This is a genomic window from Pseudomonas sp. FP603 (assembly GCF_030687415.1).
In the GTDB taxonomy this organism is placed as follows: domain Bacteria; phylum Pseudomonadota; class Gammaproteobacteria; order Pseudomonadales; family Pseudomonadaceae; genus Aquipseudomonas; species Aquipseudomonas wuhanensis.
Map to the genome: position 1 here is coordinate 1,255,864 of NZ_CP117431.1, position 15,265 is coordinate 1,271,128.

The window sequence follows — 15,265 nt, forward strand, 5'->3', positions numbered from 1 at the left end:
AATGCATTTCTGGAGTCGGCACAATCGGCGACAGAAGCATGAAAACAACGATATTCAGGACGTTATTTTTGAACACAGCGTTAATTGTCCCAAGCCTGCGCCGCACCACGGCGATGGCGGTGGAATCCAGCCACGAACTCAGCGTGGGTAAACCGTGAGCGTCTCCTTAAGCCGTCTAGAGCGTCAGCTCGGCTACACCTTCAAAGACCAGGAGCTGATGGTCCTGGCCCTGACTCACCGCAGCTTTGCCGGGCGCAACAACGAACGCCTGGAGTTCCTCGGTGATGCCATCCTCAACTTCGTCGCTGGCGAGGCGCTGTTCGATCGCTTCCCGCTGGCCCGCGAAGGCCAGTTGTCGCGTTTGCGCGCGCGCTTGGTGAAAGGTGAAACCCTGGCCGTACTGGCCCGTGGTTTCGACCTGGGCGAATACCTGCGCCTGGGCTCCGGCGAATTGAAAAGCGGCGGTTTCCGTCGCGAGTCGATTCTGGCCGATGCCCTGGAAGCGCTGATCGGTGCGATCTATCTGGACGCCGGCATGGACATGGCGCGCGAGCGCGTGCTGGCCTGGCTGGCCGGAGAGTTCGAAGGCCTGACGCTGGTCGACACCAACAAAGATCCGAAAACCCGCCTGCAGGAATTCCTGCAGTCCCGTGGTTGTGAGCTGCCGCGTTACGAAGTGGTGGATATCCAGGGTGAGCCGCATTGCCGGACGTTCTTCGTCGAATGTGAAATCATCTTACTGAATGAAAAAAGCCGAGGTCAGGGTGTGAGTCGTCGTATTGCCGAACAGGTAGCGGCCGCCGCAGCACTGATTGCCCTGGGTGTGGAGAATGGCAATGACTGATACAACCGCAACTCGCTGTGGCTATGTTGCCATCGTCGGCCGTCCCAACGTGGGCAAGTCCACGCTGCTGAACCACATTCTGGGTCAGAAGCTGGCGATCACCTCGCGCAAGCCGCAGACCACCCGTCACAACATGCTCGGCATCAAGACCGAAGGCGCCGTTCAGGCGATCTACGTCGACACCCCGGGCATGCACAAGGGCGGCGAAAAGGCCCTGAACCGCTACATGAACAAGACCGCTTCGGCGGCGTTGAAAGACGTCGACGTGGTGATCTTCGTGGTCGACCGCACCAAGTGGACCGACGAAGACCAGATGGTCCTCGAGCGCGTTCAGTACGTGACCGGCCCGCTGATCGTGGCGCTGAACAAGACTGACCGTATCGAAGACAAGGCCGAGCTGATGCCGCACCTGACCTGGTTGCAGGAACAGCTGCCGAACGCGCAGATCATGCCGATCTCGGCCCAGCACGGCCACAACCTGGACACGCTGGAGCGAGTGATCGCCGAGCACCTGCCGGAAAACGATCACTTCTTCCCGGAAGATCAGATCACTGACCGCAGCAGCCGCTTCCTCGCCGCCGAACTGGTGCGCGAGAAAATCATGCGCCAGTTGGGCGCCGAGCTGCCGTACCAGATCACTGTGGAAATCGAAGAGTTCAAGCAGCAGGGCAAAACCCTGCACATCCATGCCTTGATTCTCGTCGAACGTGACGGCCAGAAGAAAATCATCATTGGCGACAAGGGCGAGCGCATCAAGCGCATCGGCACCGAGGCGCGCAAGGACATGGAGCTGCTGTTCGACTCCAAGATCATGCTTAACCTGTGGGTCAAGGTTAAGGGCGGCTGGTCCGATGACGAACGCGCGCTGCGTTCGCTGGGTTACGGCGACCTGTAAACCCGGTCTGCGCTGCACCGTAGAACCCTGTGGGAGCGGGCTTGCCCGCGATGAGGATGTAACATTCAGCGCAGATGTTGAATGTAAGTCCGCCATCGCGGGCAAGCCCGCTCCCACATTGGTTTTGGGTTGTTTGTAAAACTGCGCTCTTTCATTGAGAACTGCGATTTCCATGTCGACCACCGCGCCAATCGGCCAACCCGCCTACGTCCTCCACAGCCGCGCCTACCGCGAAAGCAGTGCGCTGGTGGATTTCCTTACGCCGCAAGGTCGGCTGCGGGCGGTGTTGCGTAGCGCACGGGGTAAGGCCGGGACGTTGGCGCGGCCGTTCGTGCCGCTGGAAGTCGAGTTCCGTGGTCGGGGTGAGTTGAAAAACGTCGGTCGCATGGAAAGCGCCGGTGTTTCCACCTGGCTCAACGGCGAGGCACTGTTCAGCGGTCTCTACCTCAACGAATTGCTGATCCGTCTGCTACCCGCCGAAGACCCTCATCCCGCGGTTTTCGATCACTACGCCGCGACCTTGCTCGCCCTGGCCGAAGGCCGTCCGCTGGAGCCGTTGCTGCGCTCTTTCGAATGGCGCTTGCTCGACGACCTCGGTTACGGCTTTGCATTGAACACCGACATTCACGGCGACCCCATCGCGCCAGACGGCCTGTATCGCTTGCAAGTGGATGCAGGCCTGGAGCGGGTCTATCTGCTGCAACCGGGCCTGTTCAACGGCACTGAACTGCTGGCCATGGCCGATGCCGACTGGTCCGCGCCCGGTGCGCTGTCCGCTGCCAAGCGCTTGATGCGTCAGGCATTGGCCGTTCATCTGGGCGGTCGCCCTCTAGTCAGTCGCGAGTTGTTTCGCAAGCCATAGTTTCGCAGCCATAGGAACTGTTGATGCTTGCGTCAACAGACCCAAGCTCCCCGTGTATGCTGTGCACCGAACTTTCCCTTATTTCAGGAGCGCTTCCGTGACCACCAGCAATCGCATTCTTCTTGGCGTGAACATCGACCACGTTGCCACCCTGCGTCAGGCCCGGGGTACTCGCTACCCGGATCCGGTCAAGGCAGCGCTGGACGCGGAAGAGGCGGGCGCTGACGGCATCACCGTGCACCTGCGCGAAGACCGCCGGCACATCCAGGAGCGCGACGTGCTGCTGCTCAAGGACGTGCTGCAAACCCGCATGAACTTCGAAATGGGCGTCACCGAAGAAATGATGGCGTTCGCCGAACGCATCCGCCCGGCGCACATTTGCCTGGTCCCGGAAACCCGTCAGGAGCTGACCACCGAAGGCGGCCTGGACGTGGCAGGGCAGGAGGCGCGGATCAAGGCTGCGGTGGATCGCCTGGCGAAGATCGGCTGCGAAGTGTCGCTGTTCATCGACGCGGACGAGCGGCAGATCGAAGCGTCCCGCCGTGTCGGTGCACCGGCCATTGAGTTGCACACCGGGCGTTATGCGGACGCCGAGACGCCAACCGAAGTCGCTGAAGAGCTCAAGCGCGTGGCCGATGGCGTGGCATTCGGTCTGGCCCAGGGCCTGATCGTCAATGCCGGTCACGGCCTGCATTATCACAACGTCGAGGCTGTTGCGGCGATCAAGGGCATCAACGAACTGAACATCGGCCATGCGCTGGTGGCCCATGCGTTGTTCGTCGGGTTCAAGTCGGCGGTGTCGGAGATGAAGGCGCTGATTCTGGCGGCTGCGTTGAAAGGTTAGATCGGCGGCGCTGCCATCGCGGGCAAGCCACGCTCCCACGGGTCCGGGTTGAACGACAATTGTGTGCTCGACGCGGACCCGTGGGAGCGTGGCTTGCCCGCGATGGCGTCTTTGAAGGCGGCGAAGATTTAAAGCTGTGGGGTTTCCTGGCTCGGCTTGGTCTTGTCGACCCCCGGCACATGCAGGTTGCCCTCGGCGACCTGATTGCCTTCCAGCTGCGGCTGCGTGACCCACGTCAGGATGTCGTAGTAACGACGGATGTTCGCCACGAAATGCACCGGCTCGCCGCCACGGGCATAGCCATAGCGAGTCTTGCTGTACCACTGTTTCTGCGACAGGCGCGGCAGGATTTTCTTCACGTCCAGCCACTTGTCCGGGTTCATCCCTGCCTTGGCCGTCAGTTTGCGTGCGTCATCCAGATGACCGCTGCCAACGTTGTAGGCTGCGAGCGCGAACCACGTACGATCCGGCTCCTGGATCGACTCATCCAGTTGCTCCTTCATGTAGGCCAGGTACTTCGCGCCGCCCATGATGCTCTGTTTGGGGTCCAGGCGATTGGACACGCCCATGGCTTGCGCCGTGTTCTGGGTCAGCATCATCAATCCGCGCACGCCGGTCTTGGACGTGACCGCCGCTTGCCACAGTGATTCCTGATAACCGATCGCCGCCAACAAGCGCCAGTCGACTTTCTCTTTCTTGGCGTACGTCTTGAAATGCTGTTCGTACTTGGGCAACCGCTGCTGCAGATGCTGGGCGAAGGTGTAGGCGCCCATGTAACCCAACACGTCGACGTGCCCGTAATAGCGGTCTTTGAGGCGTTGCAGGGTGCCGTTTTTCTTCACTTTGTCGAGATAGGTATTGATCTCGTTGAGCAGGCTGTTGTCTTCGCCGGCGGCCACGGCCCAGCTCTGATTGCTGGCGTCACCGAGATCGAAGGCGACCCGTATGTTGGTGAAGTACACCTGGTTCATCGCGACTTCGTTGGAATCGACCAGAGTCAGGTCGATCTGGCCTTCATCGACCATGCGCAACAAGTCGACCACTTCAACCTGGTCGGATTCTTCGTACTGGATGCCAGGGGATTTCTTTTTCAGCTCCGCCAGTTGCTCGGCGTGGGTGCTGCCCTTGAGCACCATGATCTTCTTGCCGACCAGATCGCCTGCGTCGGTGGGCCGTGACTGGCCGTTGCGGTAGATGATCTGTGGGGTGACTTCAAGGTAAGAGTGGGAGAACCGCACCTGCTGTTTGCGTTGCTCGCTGCTGACCAGACCGGCAGCAGCCAGCACCGGGCCATTGGGCTTGCCCACCTGATTGAACAGATCGTCGAGGTTGTCGGCGGTTTCGATCTTGAGTTCGACCCCCAGATCGTCGGCGAAGCGCTTCACCAGCTCGTATTCGAAGCCGGTTTCACCGTTGCGATCCTGAAAGTAGGTGGCGGGACTGTTACGGGTAACCACCCGCAGCACGCCATCCTCCTTTACGCGCTCCAGCGTGTTGGGTTTATCAACACAGCCACCAAGCACCAGGAAGAGTCCGGTTGCGATCAGCCATTTGGCGTACCGCGGACGCAAAGCCGTTGGGGAAAACATCTGCGCAGTATACGCAAAGGACCACGAGCGCCATATCTCGACAGCGAAGGGCTTGTCTGCTAGAGAGTCTAAAACCCGCTTGGAGCCCGCAGGAATGGGCCCGAACAGCATTTCATGACAGAAAAAATAACCCGCGGCGCACACCTGTTTCAGGTCCGAATACCCGGCCCGACGTTCGGGTGCAGTCGTGCGTACCGTTTCGGGTGATGTCGCGGGCGGTTTAGGCTAGAATGCACGGCCTCAAAGCACACCCCTTCCCGAGGCTGTCCCGAAGATGTTGATCCTGCGCGGCGCTCCTGCCCTTTCTGCCTTTCGCCACAGCAAACTCCTTGAGCAACTGAGCCAGAAGGTTCCGGCTGTCAGCGGCTTGTATGCTGAATTCGCTCACTTCGCCGAAGTTAACGGCGTCCTGACCGGCGACGAACAGCAGGTGCTTGCGCGCCTTCTGAAGTACGGCCCAAGTGTTCCAGTACAAGAGCCAACCGGTCGTCTGTTTCTGGTGTTGCCGCGATTCGGCACCATTTCGCCGTGGTCCAGTAAAGCCAGCGACATCGCTCGCAACTGCGGCCTGACCAAGATCCAGCGTCTGGAGCGCGGTATCGCGTTCTACGTCGCCGGCCAGTTCAGCGATGCCGAAGCGCAGCTGATCGCAGGCGCCTTGCATGACCGCATGACCCAGATCGTATTGGACAACCTTGAACAAGCCGCCGGCCTGTTCAGCCACGCCGAGCCCAAGCCCCTGACCGCGATCGACGTGTTGGGTGGCGGCCGCGCCGCGCTGGAAAAAGCCAACACCGAGCTGGGCCTGGCCCTGGCCGAAGACGAGATCGACTACCTGGTCAACGCCTTCGTCGGCTTGAAGCGCAACCCGCACGACATCGAACTGATGATGTTTGCCCAGGCGAACTCCGAGCACTGCCGTCACAAGATCTTCAACGCCAGTTGGGACATCGATGGTCAGAGCCAGGAAAAAAGCCTGTTCGGCATGATCAAGAACACCTATCAAATGCACAGCGAAGGTGTTTTGTCGGCTTATAAGGACAACGCCTCGGTGATCGTCGGCTCCGTCGCCGGCCGTTTCTTCCCGGACCCTGAAACCCGCCAGTACGGCGCGGTGCAAGAACCGGTGCACATCCTGATGAAAGTCGAAACCCACAACCACCCGACAGCGATTGCCCCGTTCCCGGGCGCATCCACCGGTTCTGGCGGTGAGATTCGCGACGAAGGTGCAACCGGCCGCGGCGCCAAGCCAAAGGCTGGCCTGACTGGTTTCACCGTGTCCAACCTGCAAATCCCGGGTTTCGAACAGCCGTGGGAAGTGCCGTACGGCAAACCTGAGCGCATCGTTACCGCGCTGGACATCATGATCGAAGGCCCACTGGGTGGCGCCGCGTTCAACAACGAATTCGGTCGTCCGGCCCTGACCGGTTATTTCCGTACCTTCGAACAATCGATCACCACCCCGCGTGGCGACGAAGTTCGCGGTTACCACAAACCGATCATGCTGGCTGGCGGCATGGGTAACATCCGTGCCGAACACGTGCAGAAAGGCGAGATCACCGTCGGCTCCAAGCTGATCGTGCTCGGCGGCCCGGCAATGCTCATCGGCCTGGGCGGCGGTGCTGCCTCTTCCATGGCCACCGGCACCAGCTCGGCGGATCTGGATTTCGCATCCGTACAGCGCGAAAACCCTGAAATGGAACGTCGCTGCCAGGAAGTCATCGACCGTTGCTGGCAGTTGGGTGACAAGAACCCGATCAGCTTCATCCATGACGTGGGTGCGGGCGGTCTGTCCAACGCCTTCCCGGAACTGGTCAACGACGGCAACCGTGGCGGTCGCTTCGAACTGCGCAACATTCCAAACGACGAGCCGGGCATGGCCCCGCACGAAATCTGGAGTAACGAATCCCAGGAACGCTACGTTCTGGCAGTCGGCCCGGCGGACTTCGAACGCTTCCAGGCGATCTGCGAACGTGAGCGTTGCCCGTTTGCCGTAGTCGGCGAAGCTACTGCCGAACCGCAACTGACCGTGACCGACAGCCACTTCGGCAACAGCCCGGTGGACATGCCGCTCGAAGTGCTGCTGGGCAAAGCCCCGCGCATGCACCGTTCGGCCGTTCGCGAAAATGAATTGGGCGACGATTTCGATCCGTCGACCCTCGACATCGCCAACTGCGTCGAGCGTGTTCTGCATCACCCGGCCGTGGCCAGTAAAAGCTTCCTGATCACCATCGGCGACCGCACCATCACCGGTCTCGTGGCCCGTGATCAGATGGTTGGCCCGTGGCAGGTTCCGGTGGCCGACGTTGCCGTTACCGCCACCAGCTTCGACGTCTACACCGGTGAAGCCATGGCCATGGGCGAGCGTACTCCGCTGGCTCTGCTGGACGCTCCGGCGTCGGGCCGCATGGCCATCGGCGAAACCCTGACCAACATTGCGGCGTCGCGCATCGCCAAAATCTCCGACATCAAACTGTCGGCGAACTGGATGTCCGCCGCCGGTCACCCGGGTGAAGATGCGCGTCTGTACGACACCGTGAAAGCGGTCGGGATGGAATTGTGCCCGGAACTCGGCATCACCATTCCGGTGGGCAAGGACTCCATGTCCATGGCCACCCGCTGGAACGATGAAGGCGTCGACAAGACTGTGACCTCGCCGATGTCGCTGATCGTGACCGGTTTCGCCCCAGTGGCTGACATCCGCCAGACCATGACCCCGCAACTGCGCATGGACAAGGGCACCACCGACCTGATCCTGATCGACCTCGGTCGCGGTCAGAACCGTATGGGCGCTTCGATCCTCGCTCAGGTTCACGGCAAACTCGGCAAGCAGGCACCGGACGTCGATGACGCCGAAGACCTGAAAGCCTTCTTCGCCGTGATCCAGGGCCTCAACGCCGATGGTCACTTGCTGGCTTACCACGACCGTTCCGACGGTGGTCTGCTGACCAGCGTCGTAGAAATGGCCTTCGCCGGTCATTGCGGCCTGAGCCTGAACCTCGACGGTCTGGCAGAAACTTCCGCCGACATCGCCGCGATCCTGTTCAACGAAGAACTGGGTGCTGTGATCCAGGTTCGCCAAGATGCTACTCCAGACATCCTCGCGCAGTTCAGCGCGGCTGGCCTGGGCGACTGCGTGTCGGTGATCGGTCAGCCAATGAACAACGGCGAGATCAGCATCACTTTCAACGGCGATACCGTGTTCGAAGGTCAGCGTCGTCTGCTGCAACGTCAGTGGGCCGAGACCAGCTACCAGATCCAGCGTCTGCGTGATAACGCCGACTGCGCCGAACAAGAATTCGACGTGCTGCTGGAAGAAGACAACCCGGGCCTGAGCGTCAAGCTCAGCTACGACGTCAACCAGGACGTCGCCGCGCCTTACATCAAGAAAGGTATCCGCCCACAGGTTGCCGTGCTGCGTGAGCAGGGCGTCAACGGTCAGGTGGAAATGGCGGCCGCGTTCGACCGCGCCGGTTTCAACGCGATCGACGTGCACATGAGCGACATTCTGGCCGGCCGTGTCGACCTGAACGAGTTCAAAGGTCTGGTGGCTTGCGGCGGTTTCTCCTACGGCGACGTACTGGGTGCCGGCGAAGGCTGGGCCAAGTCCGCGCTGTTCAACAGCCGCGCTCGCGATGCCTTCCAGGGCTTCTTCGAACGTAACGACAGCTTCACCCTCGGCGTGTGCAACGGTTGCCAGATGATGTCCAACCTGCACGAGCTGATCCCGGGTAGCGAGTTCTGGCCGCACTTCGTGCGTAACCGTTCCGAGCAGTTCGAAGCTCGCGTGGCGATGGTACAGATCCAGGAATCGAACTCGATCTTCCTGCAGGGCATGGCCGGTTCGCGCATGCCGATCGCCATCGCGCACGGTGAAGGCCATGCCGAATTCGCCAGCGAAGAAGCGTTGCTGGAAGCCGATCTGTCGGGTTGCGTGGCGATGCGTTTCGTCGACAACCACGGCAAGGTCACCGAAAACTACCCGGCGAACCCGAACGGCTCGCCGCGCGGGATCACCGGTTTGACCAGCCGTGACGGTCGCGTGACCATCATGATGCCGCACCCGGAACGTGTATTCCGCGCCGTGCAGAACTCGTGGCGTTCGGAAGACTGGAACGAAGACGCACCTTGGATGCGTATGTTCCGTAATGCTCGCGTGTGGGTTAACTAAGAGCGGGGAGCTGATTGCCGTGTACAAGCTCTGCTTTTTTGTTCCGGCCAGTCATGTTGAAGTGGTCAAAAGCGCTGTATTCGCCGCCGGTGGCGGGCGGATCGGGGCTTATGATCACTGTGCGTGGCAGGTGTTCGGGTTGGGTCAGTTTCGTCCACTGGATGGCAGTCAGCCGTTCATTGGCGAAGCGGGGCAGGTCGAGCAGGTTGAGGAGTGGAAGGTTGAGCTGGTGGTCAGCGATGAGTTGATTCGGGCGGTGGTGGTGGCTCTGAAGCAGAGCCATCCCTATGAGACGCCGGCTTATGAGGTGTGGCGGTTGGAGGATTTCTGATTCTTCTGGCTGCTGAAATGAGAAACCCGCTGAAAGTGATTTCAGCGGGTTTTTTGTTGGCTGCGATTTGGGGCGTGGCGGCCTTAGGGCCGGCCAGGTTCTTGGTTGATTGAGTACATATCCATTTCTGCGGTGACGGCGGCTTATGGTTTCGCCCTTACGGCGAGTCCCTTTTGGCAAACGCCCCAAAAGGAACCAAAAGGTCTCGCCCCAAGCGTCCGGCCCCTCGCTGAGGCTCGGCGTTCCTTCGTTCCGGTATCCATCTGGGGGCATCGCCCTACGGTCTGCTTCGCTACGACCTACATGCGATGGGTTCGACTGCGTCGAACGGCGCTGCGCGCCAATCCCCAGATGAACACCTCCACTCAGCCTCCCGAAGGGGCGGGCAGATCAAAATCAAAAGCCAGATCAAAAGCTGCAGGCGAGCTAACGCTCGGCCTGTTGAGTGGTGAGGGGCAAGTACACACCGCTCCACTGTGGGAGCGGGCTTGCCCGCGATGGCGACCTCACAGGCAACGACGTTTATTGATCGGTAAAAACATCAGAACCTTCCCACAAGTCTTTCAGGTTGTGCGTCGGAAGTGCGTTCTCTAACCTTTGGCTGTCGCTGCCAATTCAGTGACCGGGACTGCAAGCCCGCCGATAGTTTGTTAGACACCTTTAAGCGCACCTATAATCGTGGCGCTTAAATCAATGGTCATCGATTTATGGTGGCTGTGTGCGGGAGACCTTCGGGTCTGCCGGGGCCTAACAACTCGGTCTTGCAGACCCGCGCACAGCTGCCACCCATCATCTGCAAGTGATGCTGGTAGCTCCAACTTTTTGTTAGGAGTTTCACAATGATCAAAGACAGCCCAAATCCTCCAGAAACAGACTTAGAAACAGACGTAGAAACAAACATGGAAAACGAATCCGTTTCCCCCTACGCCTGCCTCAATTCCAAAAAACTCCACGACGCAGCAATCCGTGCACTCGATCACTATCTCGCACCACCTTCCCGGAAGAAGGCCAAAGCCGACCAGCGTCCAAGTACGATTTTCGTCGTCGCGCCCAACGTAGATTCCGAAACCCTGCTGGCCCATGCCTGTGAAACCTTGGCCTCGGCGAATGTCATGGCCAGTGAGTTGGCGTTCGATCTCACCGGCCCAGCGTGCAATCTGGCATTGGGGATTCAGCAGATGATTTCCCTGGCGGAGTTGTCGGTGAACCGGGTGCTGGATCATCTGGACCCGCAGGGGTAGAGCAATGAAAAAGCCCGCTGAACTTGGAACGGTCAGCGGGCTTTGAGATTTGCGGTGTTCGTGAGGGCCTCTTCGCGAGCAAGCCCGCTCCCACATTTTGACCGAGTCGGTCATAAGAATTACGAACGCCGCCGATCTACTGTGGGAGCGGGCTTGCTCGCGAAAGCCGACTCTCAGGCGCCAAAAATCTAAACCCTGGCACTCACTTCATTACGATTGATCAACATCTCCAGCGCACAACTCAAACTCGCTGCCTTATCACCAATCAGCAGATACCAAACCCCACCGTCCAATTGACTGACACCCAGGCAACCAAGCGCTTTCAACTGGCCCTCCGACAACGCCTTGCCATCCGCCAGTTGCAGCCGAATCCGGGTCATGGCCACGCAATCCATTTGCAGCACATTGTCGCCGCCGCCCAGTGCCTTCAGCCATTGCTGGGCCTCTGTGTTCGCCACAACGGCAGGTTCAGGTACGTCGATAACGCCAGCAGGGGAGGCGATAACCGCGCGTCCTAAAGCCGGCATTGCCAACCGGATCTCATCGGCAATGCTGTCTGCCATCGGCCCGACCACCACTTGCAAACTTCCGCCCTTGCCCGGACGAACAACAGCCATCGCGCCCAACGCTTTCAAGTCCGCATCGGATGCCTTGTTGCGATCAACCATGTCCAGCCGCAACCGTGTCGTACACGCACCCACCGTGATCAAATTATCCGCACCACCCAGCGCCTTGATGTAAGCCCCGGCGCGCTCATTCTCGGAGATCACCACCTTGTCGCCGGTCGGCACATCTTCACGCCCCGGCGTCTTCAAATTGAATCGACGAATACAGAAATCAAACACAACGTAGTAGATCACCGCATACGCCAGCCCTACCGGGACCACTCGCCAGCCATTGGTGGATTCACCCCAACCCAGGACCATGTCGATGAAGCCGCCTGAGAACGTAAAGCCCAGGTGAATGTTCAACAGATTGGTGACGGCCATCGACAACCCCGTCAGCAGCGCATGAAGCAAAAACAGCATCGGTGCGAGGAACATGAAGGCGAATTCGATCGGTTCGGTGACGCCGGTCAAAAACGAGGTCAGGGCCATGGACAAGAAAATCCCGCCCATGACTTTGCGCCGTTCCGGCAGGGCGTTGCGGTACATCGCCAGGCAGGCGGCGGGCAGGCCGAAGATCATCATCGGGAACATGCCGGTCATGAACTGGCCACCTTTCGGGTCGCCGGCAAAGTAGCGCGACAGGTCGCCCGTCACTAGGGCGCCGGTGGTCGGGTCGGTGAAGTTGCCGAACACGAACCACGCCATGTTGTTGAGGATGTGGTGCAGGCCGGTGACGATCAGCAGGCGGTTGAACACGCCGAAGACGAAAGCACCGAAGCTGCCACTCTCCATCATTAATGTGCCGAAGCCATTGATGCCGTGCTGGATCGGCGGCCAGATGAACCCGAAGACGACGCCCAGGCCGACGGCGGCGAACCCGGTGACGATAGGCACAAAACGTCGACCGCCGAAGAACGCCAGGTATTCCGGCAGCTTGATGTCTTTGAAGCGGTTGTACAGCGCACCGGCCATCAGGCCGCTGACGATCCCGGCCAGCATGCCCATGTTGATGCTCGAGTCGAGCACCTTGAGGGTGGAGATCATCACCAGATAACCAATGACCCCGGCCAGGCCTGCGGTGCCATTGTTGTCCTTGGCGAAACCGACCGCGATGCCGATGGCGAAGATCAATGCCAGGTTGGCGAAGATCACTTGACCGGCATCGTGAATGATCGCGATGTTCAGCAGGTCAGTGTCGCCGAGGCGCAGCAGTAATCCTGCGATCGGCAGGATCGCGATCGGCAGCATCAGCGCGCGACCGAGGCGCTGCAGGCCTTCGATGAAGTATTGGTACATGGCGGATCTCCCTGGGTTCTTATCGTTGTTGTTCAGCTCAGAGGCCATTGCTGGTGACAGGCGTGACGCACCGCGCTGGCACTGCTCAGCTTGAGCAGGTCCTGGCTGATGCGTCGGCATTCATCGGCGTCGAGATGGCGAACGCGGTCCTTGATTTCGCCGATCTGCACCGGGCTCACCGACAACTCGCTGACCCCCAGGCCAATCAATACGGGCGTGGCCAGTGGATCGGAGGCGAGGGCACCGCAAACACCGACCCAACGGTTATGCACCGCCGCACCCGCGCAGGACTGGGCGATCAGCCGCAGCAGTGCCGGGTGCATCGCATCGACGCGGGAGGCGAGGCCGGCGTGGTCGCGGTCCATGGCCAGGGTGTATTGGGACAAGTCGTTGGTGCCGATCGACAGAAAGTCCGCGTGTTCGGCCAGCTGCTCGGCCAGCAACGCAGCGGCCGGAACTTCGATCATGACGCCCAGTTCCGGGCGCTCACTCACACCGAGTTCAATGCACAAAGCGTCGAGGCGCTGACGGATGTGCAGCAGTTCATCGACTTCGGTGACCATCGGCAACAGGATCCGGCAACGCGACAGCGGGCTGACCTGCAGCAGTGCGCGCAGTTGCTGATCCAGCAGTTCCGGGCGAACCTGAGCCAGGCGAATGCCGCGCAAACCGAGCACCGGATTCGCTTCGATGGGAAGCGGCAAATAGTCGAGTTGCTTGTCGCCGCCGACGTCGATGGTGCGGATGATCACCGACTTGTCACCCATGGCATCGAGCACGGCTTGATAGGCAGTGCGCTGCTCCTGTTCGTCCGGCGCGGTGTTGCGGTCCACAAACAGAAATTCGGTGCGCAGCAGGCCGACGCCATCGGCGCCATTGGCCAGTGCATCGGCTGCTTCAGCGCTGGAAGCGACATTGGCGGCGACTTCGATGTGCACACCATCAAGTGTCAATGCGGGGGTGTGAGCCTGAGCCTGTTGAAGCGCGCGACGTTGCTGATGATCGAGTTGCGCCTGATGCACCTCGGCCAGGCGTGCGGCGTTGGGCGTCAGTTCCAGGCGGCCGCCGTCGGCATCGAGCACCACCGCTTGACCTTGCTCCTGATCCAGCAGAGTCGACCCCAGCGCAACCATGCACGGCAAGCCTTTACCGCGAGCCAGAATCGCCACATGGGACGTCGCGCCGCCCTCGACCATGCACAACCCCGCCACACCTTGCTGGCTCAATTGCAGCAGGTCGGATGGCGTCAGTTCATGGGCCGCGACGATGGCGCCGGCCGGCACGTCGTAATGCCAGGTTTCACCGAGCAGAGCGCGCAGCACGCGTTGTTTGAGGTCGCGCAGGTCGTTGGCGCGTTCGGCCAGCAGCGGGCTGCCGAGTTGCTGAAGCGCCTCGCACTGCACGTCGATGGATTGGCTCCAGGCATGAGTCGCAGCGATGCCTTGGTCGATGGACTGATGGGCCGCATCGAGCAGCGCCGGGTCTTCGAGCAGCGCCAGGTGCGCGGCGAAGATGGCTTCTTCGTCGGTATTCTTGTGCTTTTTGGCGTGGGCCAGCGTGCCGTCGATTTCGCCCTGGACTTGGGTCAGCGCAGCGTCGAGAGCATGACGTTGTTGCTCGGGATCATGATTGCCGCCCTCCATGGGCAGACTGATCGAGTTCAGACGAAACAACGGCCCTGCCACCAGACCGGGAGCGGCGCACACACCGTGCAGCACGCCCGCTTCGGCGGGGCGATTGCGTTGGACCATCGGTGCTGGCGCAGCGGCGTTGCTGTCTTCGGTCAGGGCTGTAGATAATGCGGCCAACAGGGCCTGCAGTGCGGCCTCGGCGTCCGGTCCCTGGCAACTGACTTTGATTTCATCTTGCTCACCAACGGCCAGCCCCATCAGGCCAATCAAACTGTCACAGGCCGCCGATTTACCGGCGAAGTGCAGCGAAGATTTGCTCGTGAACTGTTGGGCGGTCTGGCGGATCAGCGCGGCAGGCCGGGCGTGCAGGCCGCCGCGATGGGCGACATGAACATGCCCCTGAACCTCGATGCCGACGACCTCAATGTCGATCTGCACACCGTTGGCCACTTTCGGCACGATATGCAGCAATGGATCGCCGACCTTTACCGATTTCAGCGTAATCGGTCGCGTCTGAAAGTCTTGGCTGTTGGTCAGGATCATCAGGCTGACCAGGCTTTTGCACTGCTGTGCGACCTGGTCCAGGTCATAGCGCAACAGCGGCTGGCCATTGCTGACGCGCGCCCCTTCCTTGACCAGCATCGAGAAACCGACGCCCTGCAACTCGACCGTATCGAGGCCCAGGTGCAGCAGCAACTCGGCGCCATTATCGGCGCGCAAGGTGATGGCGTGACCGGTGCGGGCGACGTGGGTCACGACCGCTTCACAGGGTGAGTACAGGGTGTCGTTCAGCGGATCGATGGCGATCCCGTCGCCCATCGCGCCGCTGGCGAACACCGGGTCCGGGACTTTGGCGAGTGTGAGCACCGGGCCGCTGAGCGGGGCGCTGAGGGTCAGCTCTTTATTGTTGTTGTGCATGGCTCGGTCTCATTTATAAAAAACGACGGTTCGGA

Annotated in this window: 10 protein-coding genes; 7 read left to right on the forward strand and 3 right to left on the reverse strand. The window is 60.5% G+C overall.

Annotated elements, in window-relative coordinates:
* Positions 1-154 precede the first annotated feature (154 nt).
* The 4 genes from rnc (at position 155) to pdxJ (ending at position 3,445) form a co-directional block, all read left to right on the forward strand.
* The gene (gene rnc / locus PSH65_RS05885; protein ID WP_007905528.1) at positions 155-844 is read left to right on the forward strand and encodes a ribonuclease III; all 690 of its coding nucleotides are present in this window, start codon (positions 155-157) and stop codon (positions 842-844) included.
* Positions 837-1,739, forward strand: coding sequence for a GTPase Era (era, locus tag PSH65_RS05890; protein ID WP_305425318.1), 903 nt, complete (start codon positions 837-839; stop codon positions 1,737-1,739). Before rnc ends, era begins: the two co-directional genes overlap by 8 nt.
* A gap of 172 nt (positions 1,740-1,911) precedes the next feature.
* Positions 1,912-2,601, forward strand: a complete 690-nt coding sequence (gene recO / locus PSH65_RS05895) for a DNA repair protein RecO (RefSeq protein WP_305425319.1) — start codon at positions 1,912-1,914, stop codon at positions 2,599-2,601.
* A 97-nt stretch (positions 2,602-2,698) separates the two neighbouring features.
* Positions 2,699-3,445, forward strand: a complete 747-nt coding sequence (pdxJ, locus tag PSH65_RS05900; RefSeq protein WP_008004962.1) for a pyridoxine 5'-phosphate synthase — start codon at positions 2,699-2,701, stop codon at positions 3,443-3,445.
* A gap of 128 nt (positions 3,446-3,573) precedes the next feature.
* Here pdxJ and mltF read toward each other — a convergent pair whose 3' ends face one another.
* The gene (mltF, locus tag PSH65_RS05905) at positions 3,574-5,034 is read right to left on the reverse strand and encodes a membrane-bound lytic murein transglycosylase MltF (protein WP_305425320.1); all 1,461 of its coding nucleotides are present in this window, start codon (positions 5,032-5,034) and stop codon (positions 3,574-3,576) included.
* Between the two features lie 274 nt (positions 5,035-5,308).
* On the opposite strand from mltF, the gene purL reads away from it, so the two are divergent.
* The 3 genes from purL to PSH65_RS05920 all read left to right on the forward strand — a co-directional run bounded on the left by purL (position 5,309) and on the right by PSH65_RS05920 (position 10,777).
* Positions 5,309-9,205: a phosphoribosylformylglycinamidine synthase gene (gene purL, locus PSH65_RS05910; RefSeq protein ID WP_305425321.1), complete on the forward strand. Its 3,897-nt coding sequence runs from the start codon at positions 5,309-5,311 to the stop codon at positions 9,203-9,205.
* Positions 9,206-9,224: 19 nt separating this feature from the next.
* Positions 9,225-9,536, forward strand: a complete 312-nt coding sequence (locus PSH65_RS05915; RefSeq protein WP_305425322.1) for a YqfO family protein — start codon at positions 9,225-9,227, stop codon at positions 9,534-9,536.
* Between the two features lie 839 nt (positions 9,537-10,375).
* The gene (locus PSH65_RS05920) at positions 10,376-10,777 is read left to right on the forward strand and encodes a DUF6124 family protein (RefSeq protein WP_305425323.1); all 402 of its coding nucleotides are present in this window, start codon (positions 10,376-10,378) and stop codon (positions 10,775-10,777) included.
* 188 nt (positions 10,778-10,965) lie between these two features.
* Here the strand turns inward: PSH65_RS05920 and nagE are convergent, their stop codons facing one another.
* Together nagE and ptsP are read right to left on the reverse strand one after the other, a co-directional pair.
* Positions 10,966-12,681 (reverse strand): N-acetylglucosamine-specific PTS transporter subunit IIBC, encoded by a 1,716-nt coding sequence (gene nagE, locus PSH65_RS05925; RefSeq protein WP_305425324.1) that lies wholly within the window; start codon positions 12,679-12,681, stop codon positions 10,966-10,968.
* A gap of 32 nt (positions 12,682-12,713) precedes the next feature.
* Positions 12,714-15,230, reverse strand: coding sequence for a phosphoenolpyruvate--protein phosphotransferase (gene ptsP, locus PSH65_RS05930; RefSeq protein ID WP_305425325.1), 2,517 nt, complete (start codon positions 15,228-15,230; stop codon positions 12,714-12,716).
* Between the last annotated feature and the right edge of the window lie 35 nt (positions 15,231-15,265).